Here is a 9,177-nt window from a genome sequence, read left to right on the forward strand (position 1 = left end):
TTACTGCTTGTTCGATTCGGTGGCGGCCGGCTCGGCCTTGTCGGCCTGGTCAGCCTTGGCCGGTGCCTTGGCTTCGGCCGGAGCTGCGGCAGGCGCGCCCGGAGCAGCGCCGCCGGCGGCAGGCTTGCCGTTGGCGTCCTGGCCCGGGGTCCACGGCTTGGCCGTGGCCGGCGTGCCTTCCTTGACCTTCTGCACGCCGGCGACGACCACCTTGTCACCCGCGGCCAGGCCCTCGCTGACCAGCCAGTTGCCGTTCTGCGCGCCGTCGGTCTTGACGTTCTTGCGGACGACCTTGCCGTCGGCACCCACCACCATCACATAGCCGCCGTTGGTGTCACGCAGCAGGGCCTGCTGCGGCACCAGGTAGGCATTGTTGCGCTCGCCCAGGTTGGCCTGGAAGCTGACGAAGGCGCCCGGCAGCAGGATCTTCTGCGGGTTCGGCAGCACCGCGCGCAGCGACACCGCGCCGGTGGCCGGGTCGACCGTGGTCGAGGAGAAGTCCAGCGTGCCCGGCTCGTTGTAGGTGCTGCCGTCGGCCAGCTTGACGTTGACCGTGGCCTTGCCGTCGCCGGACAGGGCCAGGGTGCCCTTGGCCTGCTGCGCACGCAGCTGGGTCAGTTCATCCACGCTCAGCGAGAAGTTCACATACAGCGGGTCGAGCTGGTCCACGGTGGTCAGCAGGGTCACATCGCCCTGGCCGACCAGCGCGCCTTCGGTGACCTGCTGCTTGTTGGCCACGCCACTGATCGGGGCGGTGACTTCGGTGTAGCCCAGGCTGATGCGCGAGGACGTAACGGTGGCTTCGGCCTGCTTGACCGCGGCCAGCGCGGTGCGCTCGGCCGACTCGGCATTGTCCAGGTCGGCCTTGGACACGAACTTCTGCGGCGCCAGCGAACGGGCGCGGTCAGCGGCGACCTTGGCGTTGGCGTAGGTCGCGCGGGCCGAAGCCAGCTGGGCCTCAGAGGCGTTGAGCGAAGCGCGCAGCGGCGCCGGGTCGATCAGGAACAGGGTCTGGCCCTGCTTGACCTCGCTGCCTTCCTGATAGACGCGCTTGAGCAGCACGCCGGGCACGCGGGCGCGCACGTCGGCGCTGCGGAACGGCGACAGGCGACCGACCAGCTCGCGCTGCAGCGGCAGGGTCTGCGGCTTGGCGTCGATCACGCCCACCTCCGGCGGTGGGGGCGTCGGCTGTTCCGGCTTCTTGCAGGCAGCTACGGCGACAGCAACGGCGCACGTCAAGGCAAGGGTGCGGAGTGGGGCGGTCATCAGGAGGAACTCCGGGGTTGGTTTGAAGACGGGGCCGGCGAGGGCTGCGGCGCGAACGCGCGCAGGAAGCCATCGACGGAGAACTCTGCCCAGCGCCGACGCAATGCAGCGTCATCACGATGGGGGGTATGGAAGCGCTGTTTGTCGAAATCCTGACCGGCAATCATGCTCAGCAGCAGTTCGGCCATGAAGTGCGGGTCGTCATGCCGCAGCAGCCCGCGACTGCAAATGGTTTCAATCCATTCAGCAAGATGAAGTGTCAACGCGCCGGCGCCATGCCGGTACAGCGTACGCGCCTCTTCGGGAAACTGTGCTGCATCGGCGGCGATCAGGCGGCAGGCCTGGCCGACGTGGGGCTGGTTGAAGTGCTCCAGGAAGTCGGTGGCGAACTGCAGCAGGCTGCCACGCAGGTCGTCACCGCGGAGTGCACGCAGCATGGCCCCGGTGGCGTGACCGACGTGGCGTTGCATGACCCGCCGCAGCAGGGCCTGCTTGTTGCCGTAGCGCGAGTACAGGGTCTGCTTCGAGCAGCCTGCATGCTGGGCGACCGCGTCCATGCTCATCTGCATGCCCTGTTGGGCAAGCAGTTCGCGCACGGCGTCGAACACGCGCTCATCACGCGCGTCGAGGGCGACAGGAAGGTAGGCCGGATTCACGCGGTGGACTATACCGTCCAGTTCAGGATTGTGGAATCGCGCCGATGTTGCCGCATGTGTCTTCCGGTAACACGTTTTGCCGATCCTGTCGGCAACGCTGCGCGACTGCGACGCCCATACCGGTGCGAACTGAATAGGGCGTCTAAACCGCAGCAAACCCGAATCTGGTTATTCCGTCCTGCAGCAAGGCCTTTTCGTGCGGTAGGGCTACAATTTCATTTTCCCAACTGAGCAAGCGCGCCGCTCTGCCATGAAACCGCAAAAAACCGCAGCCAAGACCGTGAAAAACAAAAGCAAACCAGTTGAGTCGGAGGTCGCAGTGACCGCTGGTTTCTCCCTGGAGCCGGTGTACACGGCCTTGCGCAAGCGTTACCCCGCGGCCGCCCAGGCCGAGGCAGTGGCATTCGCAGCCGATTTCTACAAGCGCATGGAGGCCGACGAGTTCCCCCATCACAGCGCTGAGGAGTGGGCCGCGCTCGCAGCCGAAACGCTGGAATTCGCCCGTGCCCGCAAGGCCGGCAAGGCCAATGTCCGAGTGTTCAATCCGACGGCGAAGGCCAACGGTTGGGAATCGCCGCACACCGTGCTGCAGATCATCAACGACGACATGCCGTTCCTGGTCGACACCGTGACCATGTCGCTGGCCGAGCATGGCGTGGGCGTGCATGTGCTGGGCCACCCGGTGCTGCATTTCACCCGTGACAAGGCCGGCAAGCTGACCAAGGTCGGCGAGGGCCAGCTGGAATCGGTGATGCTGCTGGAGATCGACCGCCAGCCGGCCGAAGCCATGGCGGACATCGAGCAGGCCATCAACAAGGCGCTGGATGAAGTGCGCGCCATCGTGCGCGACTGGCAGCCGATGCAGGACAAGGCGCTGGCGCTGGCCGACGACCTTGGCAGCCGCCAGCTGCCGGTCGACGCTGCCTCGCGCAAGGAAGCACAGGAATTCCTGCGCTGGGCCGCCGACAACCACTTCACCTTCTTCGGCTACCGCGAGTACCGCGTCGAGAAGCAGGGCAAGGAAGACGTGCTGGCGCCGCTGAACGATACCGGCCTGGGCCTGATGCGCGGTAAGGACAAGTCCGCTGCACGTCCGGTCAAGACCCTGGCCGCGCAGGGCCTGAACACCACGTCCGGGCTGAAGGACGCGCTGATCCTGACCAAGACCAATGCCCGTTCGCGCGTGCATCGTGCCGGTTACATGGATTACATCGGCGTGCTGGAATTCGACGCCAAGGGCAAGATCATCGGCGAACAGCGCTTCCTCGGCCTGTTCACCTCCAGCGCCTACAACCGCCGCCCGTGGGAAATCCCGCTGGTGCGCCAGCGCTACGAACACGTGATGAAGCAGTCCGGCCTGGCCGGCTCCAGCCATAGCGGCAAGGCCCTGCGCCATATCCTGGAAACCCTGCCGCGCGAAGAGCTGTTCCAGTCCAGCGAGGACGAACTGTTCCGCACCGCGATGGGCGTGCTGGGCCTGCAGGAGCGTGTGCGCAGCCGCCTGTTCCTGCGTCGCGACAAGTACAGCCGTTTCATTTCCGCGCTGGTCTACCTGCCGCGCGAGCGTTTCAACACCGACGTGCGCCTGCGCATCGAAGCGATGCTCAAGGAAGCGCTGCACGGCGAGTACGTGGACAGCTCGGTGGTGCTGGGTGAATCGCCGTTGGCCCAGGTGCACCTGATCGTGCGTCCGAAGCCGGGCGAAATGCTCGACGTCGACACCGCCGAACTGGAGCAGAAGCTGGCCCAGGTGCTGCGCAACTGGCAGGACGACCTGCGCGAAGCGCTGGTCACCCGCCATGGCGAAGCCGAAGGCCTGCGCATTGCTGCGCGTATCGGCAAGGCGCTGCCGGCCGGTTACATCGAAGACAACAGCACCGCCGTTGCCGCCAACGATGTCAGCCAGCTGGATGCGCTGACCGGCCCGGACGACCTGCGCCTGAGCCTGCAGGCCGTGCCGCGCGAATCCGGCGATGGCCTGCGCCTGAAGCTGTATCGCCAGCTGGATGACATCCCGCTGTCGGACGCGCTGCCGATGATGGAAAACATGGGCCTGCGCGTGATCGCCGAGCGTCCGTACCGCCTGTCGGTGGACAACGCGCCGGTGTACGTGCAGGACTTCGAGGTCGAGTCGACCGCTGGTGCGATCGATGCGGCCAGCGTCGATGAAGCCTTCGGTGAGACCTTTGCCCGCGTCTGGCACGGCGATGCCGAGAACGATGGCTTCAACCGCCTGGTGCTGGCTGCCGGCCTGCACTGGCGCCAGGTCGCCATGCTGCGTGGCTACTGCAAGTACCTGCTGCAGACCGGCGTGCCGTTCTCGCAGGCTTACGTCGAAGGCACCTTCACCCGCTACCCGTTGCTGGCACGCCTGCTGGTGGAACTGTTCGAAGCCCGCTTCGATCCGGCCACCGGCCATGAAAGCAAGGAAGACATCGCCGCCGGCCAGGCGCAGCTGAAGGCCCACCTCGAGGTGCTGGCTGCCGGCGACGAGGCAACCCTGAAGGTGCTCAAGACCGTGGTCGACGCCCGCAAGGGTGACCGCGATGCGCAGATGCAGGCCGCGCGCGAAGCGCTGCTGAAGCTGATGGACCGCGTGTCGAGCCTGGACGAGGACCGTATCCTGCGTTCCTTCATGGGCGTGATCGATGCGACCCTGCGCACCAGCTACTACCAGACCGATGCCAATGGCCAGCACGGCCATGTCATCAGCTTCAAGTTCGATTCGGCCTTGGTGCCGGACCTGCCCAAGCCGCGCCCGTACCGCGAAATCTTCGTGTATGGCCCGCGCGTGGAAGGTACCCACCTGCGCTTCGGTGCCGTCGCCCGTGGCGGCCTGCGCTGGTCGGATCGCCGCGAAGACTTCCGTACCGAAGTGCTGGGCCTGGTCAAGGCGCAGATGGTCAAGAACACCGTCATCGTGCCGGTCGGCGCGAAGGGCGGCTTCTTCGCCAAGATGCCGCCGGTGAACGGCGATCGCGATGCGATCTTCGCCAACGGCGTGGCCTGCTACAAGCTGTTCATCCAGGGCCTGCTGGACATCACCGACAACATCGTCAACAACAAGATCGTGCCGCCGGTGGATGTCGTGCGCCATGACATGGACGATCCGTACCTGGTGGTGGCCGCCGACAAGGGCACCGCGACCTTCTCCGACATCGCCAACGGCCTGGCCATCGCGCACGGCTTCTGGATGGGCGATGCGTTCGCCTCCGGCGGTTCGGTCGGTTACGACCACAAGGGCATGGGCATCACCGCGCGCGGCGCATGGGAGTCGGTCAAGCGCCACTTCCGTGCACTGGGCCGTGACAGCCAGACCCAGGACTTCACCGCGGTTGGCGTCGGCGACATGTCCGGCGACGTGTTCGGCAACGGCATGCTGCTGTCGCGCCACATCCGCCTGGTCGCTGCGTTCGACCACCGCCACATCTTCCTGGACCCGAACCCGGATGCAGCGACCACGTTCGTCGAACGTGAGCGTCTGTTCACCGTGCCGCGTTCGAGCTGGGCGGAATACGATGCCAAGCTGATCAGCAAGGGCGGCGGCGTGTATCCGCGCAGCCTGAAGTCGATCGAGATCACCCCGCAGGTGCGTGAAGCGCTGGGCCTGGACGAGAACGTCAAGGCGCTGTCGCCGAACGATCTGATGAGCGCGATCCTGAAGGCACCGGTCGACCTGCTGTGGAACGGCGGCATCGGTACCTATGTCAAGGCCGCCAGCGAGCAGCACAGCGATGTCGGCGACCGCGCCAACAACGCCCTGCGCGTGAATGGTGGCGAGCTGCGCTGCAAGGTGGTGGGCGAGGGCGGCAACCTGGGCATGACCCAGCTGGGCCGCATCGAAGCTGCCCAGGCCGGCGTGCTGCTCAACACCGACTTCATCGACAACTCGGCCGGTGTGGATACCTCCGACCACGAAGTCAACATCAAGATCCTGCTCAACGATGTGGTGCGGGCCAAGAAGCTGACCGTCGAGCAGCGCAACAAGCTGCTGGCGTCGATGACGGACGAAGTCGCCGCGCTGGTGCTCAACGACAACTACCGCCAGAACCAGGCCCTGAGCCTGATGGAGCGGATGGCGGTCAAGCGCCTGGGGTCCAAGCAGCACTTCATCCGTACCCTGGAACAGCAGGGCCTGCTGGATCGCCAGATCGAGTTCCTGCCGTCCGACGCCGAGCTGTCCCAGCGCAAGGCACGCGGCCAGGGCCTGACCCGTCCGGAACTGTCGGTGCTGCTGTCCTATTCCAAGCTGGTGGCGTTCGCGCAGCTGCTGGATTCGGACATCCCGGAAGATCCGTACCTGTCCAAGGAACTGCAGCGCTACTTCCCGACGCCGCTGCAGAAGAAGTACGCCGACGCGATGGAGCGTCACCGCCTGAAGCGCGAAATCATCGCCACGGCCGTGACCAACCAGACCATCAACCGCATGGGCGCCACCTTCCTGATGCGCATGCAGGAAGACACCGGCCGCTCCATTGCCGAGGTCGCCAAGGCCTACACCATCAGCCGCGAAACGCTGGACGCACGCGCGCTGTGGGCACAGATCGACGCTCTTGATGGCACGCTGCCGGAGTCGGTGCAGATCGACGCGCTGGAAGTGATCTGGAAGCTGCAGCGTTCGTTCGTACGTTGGCTGCTGTCGCGCCCGGGCCCGATGCCGGGCATCACCGAGGCGGTCAACCGCTACCAGGGTCCGTTCAACGACATCCGTGTTGCTTCGGGTGTGCTGCCGGATTCGCAGCGTCCGACCTACGAAGCCCTGGTGGCCGAGTGGAAGGAAAAGGGCCTGCCGTCGGCGCTGGCACAGCAGCTGGCCGAACTGCACTTCCTGGAACCGGCGTTCGACATCATCGAACTGGCCCGTACCCGCAAGCTGAAGCCGGTGGATGTCTCCAAGATCCACTTCCGCCTGGGCGACGCCCTGCAGCTGCCGTGGCTGTTCGAGCAGATCGACGCGCTGGAGGTCAACGGCCGCTGGCACGCGGTGGCACGTGGCGTGCTGCGCGACGAACTGGCCGCACACCACCGCAGCCTGGCTGGCCAGGTGCTGGCCACCAAGGGCAGCACCGCTGAAGCCAAGGTGGCCGCGTGGATCGGTCGTGACGACAGCAGCCTGCGCTTCACCCTGGCGATGCTGGCCGAACTGGCCGAGCAGAAGACCCTGGACTACCCGACCGTTTCGGTCGCGGTGCAGCGCCTGGGTCAGCTCGCTGCCCACGGCGCGTAAGTGATGTAGTGCCAGGCCACGCCTGGCATGCGTGAACCGGAACGGCCCCGCGAAAGCGGGGCCGTTTTTTCTTGCGGACGACCGCCGGGCATGGCCCGGCGCTACCGATGTACGGCGGAGCAGGTAGCGCCGGGCCACGCCCGGCGAGCGCAGCGGCGCTCGGTTATGCTCTCCACCGAGCCTTCCCCCGGATCCACCGATGAGCGACACCCCCCGCATCGCTTTCCTGGCCAGTACCACCGAACCTGCACAGATGGCCCGTGCGGCGATGGTCTCGCGCTACGGCGACCACGCCCCGGACCAGGCCGACGTGCTGTGCCCGCTCGGCGGCGATGGCTTCATGCTGCAGACCCTGCATCGTCACGGACACCTGGGCAGGCCGGTATTCGGGATGAAGCTGGGCACGGTGGGTTTCCTGATGAACCAGTACCGCGGCGACGACGACGTGCATGCGCGTATCGCCCGTGCCGAGCCGGCCCACCTGCGCCCGCTGGAAATGATGGCGCTGACCGAATCGGGTACCACCACCGGGTCGCTGGCCTACAACGACGTCTCGCTGCTGCGCCAGACCCGGCAGGCGGCGCATATCGGCATCGACCTCAATGGCCAGGAGCGGGTGGGCGAACTGATCGGCGATGGCGTGCTGGTGGCCACCCCGGCCGGAAGCACCGCCTACAACTATTCCGCACATGGGCCGGTACTGCCGCTGGGCTCGCACACCATCGCCCTGACGCCGCTGGCCCCGTATCGCCCGCGGCGCTGGCGCGGCGCCATCCTCAAGGCCGACACCGAAGTGCGCTTCCGCGTGCTCGATCCCTACAAGCGTCCGGTCAGCGTCACTGCCGATTCGCACGAGACCCGCGATGTGGTCGAAGTGACGATCCGTGAGTCGCGCGAGCACCGGGTGACCCTGCTGTTCGACCCGGAGCACAACCTCGAAGACCGGATCCTGAGCGAACAGTTCGTTTTTTGACGACAATAGGCGGCCGGCACTGCCGACCGCTTGAAGGACCCCACCGATGGGCGACAACTCCCCCCGTTTGCTGACCGTCGCGGTGACCTCGCGTGCGCTGTTCGACCTGGAAGAAAGCCATGCGCTGTTCGAAAGCGATGGCGTGGCCGCCTATGCCGAGTACCAGCGCCAGCACGAGGACGACGTCCTCGGGCCGGGCGTGGCCTTCCCGGTGGTGCGCAAGCTGCTGGCACTGAACCAGGGCGCCAGCCCCGAGAACCCGCGCGTGGAAGTGATCCTGCTGTCACGCAACTCGGCCGATACCGGCCTGCGCATCTTCAATTCCATCCAGCACTACGGGCTGGGCATCATCCGCGCGACCTTCACCGCCGGTGAGCCGACCTGGCCGTACGTGAAGCCGTTCGGCACCGACCTGTTCCTGTCGGCCAATCCGGAATCGGTGCGCAGCGCGCTTCGCCATGGCATCGCCGCGGCGACCATCCTGCCCAAGCCGCCGGGCGAGACCGCTGCCGCTGCCGCCGACCAGATCGACATCACCCGCCCGGCCGGGCAGCTGCGCATCGCTTTCGATGGTGATGCGGTGATCTTCGGGGACGAGAGCGAGCGCATTTCGCGCGAGCAGGGCGTGGAAGCCTTCGGCCGGCACGAACGCGAGCGTGCACGCGAGCCACTCAGTGGCGGTCCATTCCGCGGTTTCCTCTCTGCGCTGCACACGCTGCAGGAAGTGTTCCCGGCCGGCGACAGCGCGCCCATCCGCACGGCGCTGGTGACCGCACGTTCTGCACCGGCGCATGAGCGGGTGATCCGCACCCTGCGCGAATGGGGTGTGCGCCTGGACGAGGCGCTGTTCCTGGGCGGTCGACACAAGGGCCCGTTCCTGCAGGCGTTCGGTGCCGACATCTTCTTTGACGATTCACAGCACAACATCGACAGTGCGCGTGAACACGTAGCCGCCGGCCACGTGCCGCATGGTGTCGCCAACGAAGGGTGAGGTGGCAGCGCCGGGCCATGCCCGGCGAGCGCAGCGGCGCCCATGGAAACGCCGGGCATGGCCC

General features: G+C 66.4%; 5 protein-coding genes. 3 read left to right on the top strand and 2 right to left on the bottom strand.

The genetic code is table 11. The annotated features are described in order from the left end of the window. Both AC3WTC_RS07810 and AC3WTC_RS07815 read right to left on the bottom strand, forming a co-directional pair. Positions 1-1,266, bottom strand: coding sequence for an efflux RND transporter periplasmic adaptor subunit (locus AC3WTC_RS07810; RefSeq protein WP_492711249.1), 1,266 nt, complete (start codon positions 1,264-1,266; stop codon positions 1-3). After that, positions 1,266-1,922: a TetR/AcrR family transcriptional regulator gene (locus tag AC3WTC_RS07815; protein WP_492711250.1), complete on the bottom strand. Its 657-nt coding sequence runs from the start codon at positions 1,920-1,922 to the stop codon at positions 1,266-1,268. Before AC3WTC_RS07815 ends, AC3WTC_RS07810 begins: the two co-directional genes overlap by 1 nt. Before the next feature lie 250 nt (positions 1,923-2,172). Here AC3WTC_RS07815 and AC3WTC_RS07820 point away from each other — a divergent pair, with 250 nt between their 5' ends. The 3 genes from AC3WTC_RS07820 (at position 2,173) to AC3WTC_RS07830 (ending at position 9,113) form a co-directional block, all read left to right on the top strand. Beyond that, complete coding sequence (locus AC3WTC_RS07820; protein ID WP_492711251.1) at positions 2,173-7,149, top strand: NAD-glutamate dehydrogenase; 4,977 nt, start codon at positions 2,173-2,175, stop codon at positions 7,147-7,149. A 199-nt stretch (positions 7,150-7,348) separates the two neighbouring features. After that, positions 7,349-8,122 carry an NAD kinase gene (locus AC3WTC_RS07825; protein WP_025876850.1) on the top strand — a complete coding sequence of 258 codons (774 nt, stop codon included), beginning with the start codon at positions 7,349-7,351 and terminating at the stop codon, positions 8,120-8,122. Between the two features lie 46 nt (positions 8,123-8,168). Continuing rightward, the gene (locus AC3WTC_RS07830; RefSeq protein WP_025876852.1) at positions 8,169-9,113 is read left to right on the top strand and encodes a 5'-nucleotidase; all 945 of its coding nucleotides are present in this window, start codon (positions 8,169-8,171) and stop codon (positions 9,111-9,113) included. The last annotated feature ends 64 nt before the right edge of the window (positions 9,114-9,177 follow it).

The sequence above is a fragment of the Stenotrophomonas sp. FW305-C-20-S1 genome, assembly GCF_058783335.1.